Raw genomic sequence first — 1,121 nt, forward strand, 5'->3', positions numbered from 1 at the left:
TATCTTTTAATCTCATTGTCCTGTGATTTCCCTGTTTTTCGATTAATTTCGATATTTTCAAGGATTTTTACCTGATTTTCAGTGTATGTGAGCGTGTACTCTTTCCCTGTTTTCAGGTCTTTTATTTGAGGATGATAAACAAGCCCATCTTTTGTGCTTTGAACTGTGCCTTGAGTACCTGACTGTAGGACTTTTCCATAATAAGAATTATTGGTTTTAGCCAAAATTGAAATATTAGGGTTGAGTTGCTCTTTTGCTTGTTCTAGCTGTCTTTCTTGTAGGTATTTTTCAGCGTTTCGGGCATTTAACGCCATATTTGGCTTGTTGCGCTCAATAATCGCTATAGCTGTTGCTCGATGCTCATCTGTTACGCCTAACTCTTTGAATTTTGCAAAGTTTGAGCGCATTTTTTCATATTGAGCGACTTCCTGTTCAATCTTCGCCAAGTGGTCTTTTTTCCCAAAAAACATAGGCGTATTAGCCCGCATTTCATCAATTTTGGCTAACCATGCCTTAGCGTCGTTTATCTGCTTGTCCTGTAGCTCTTTAAATACTTTGTGAGCTGTTTCTTCAATCGCTGTTCTGTAGCTGGCTATGGCGTTTCTTGCGTCTGTTGTAGTGCCTTGTTTGACTTTCGGCTGTTGGGGTTCAATAGGCTTGGCTTTAGCTTCTTTTCGCTCTATCTCAAGTCTTGCAAGGGTTTCATAGTTAAAGACAATCTCTTGATCTAGGTTTTTGATCAACTGCTCATTTACTAATTTTTCAGCGTTTCTTGCCTTGATCGCATCATTTTTTAGGGTGATTTCTGTGTCTATGCCTTGTCTGCGTAACCGTGTAACGCTGCTGCCCTCGTGTTGAGTTGCTTCAAGGTCTAAGCCTTGCGCCTTGTAGCTGCGGTGATCGACTTCAACAAAAACATGCCCTGCACGTGCTAAATGGCTGTTTGTTAGGTCTGCAAACCTTTCTCGCCAGTGTTCGACCTGTTGTTTGCCGTGATCGTTAAACTCTCTCGTTTTTTTGCCTAAATTGCCCTGTTCGTCAATGCTGCGAGTGGTTAGCAAAATATGAGCGTGATAGTTGCGCTTATCGCTACCGCTTTCCGTGTGTGGGGCGTGAATGGC

The 1,121-nt window shown here is 41.9% G+C and carries 1 protein-coding gene; it reads right to left on the reverse strand.

The annotated features are described in order from the left end of the window. Nucleotides 1-1,121, reverse strand: a 1,121-nt coding sequence (locus FTV31_RS17050) for a MobA/MobL family protein (RefSeq protein WP_180015827.1), incomplete at both ends; no start/stop codon positions are given.

This window comes from Acinetobacter sp. YH16031, from assembly GCF_013417335.1.
Taxonomy (GTDB): domain Bacteria; phylum Pseudomonadota; class Gammaproteobacteria; order Pseudomonadales; family Moraxellaceae; genus Acinetobacter.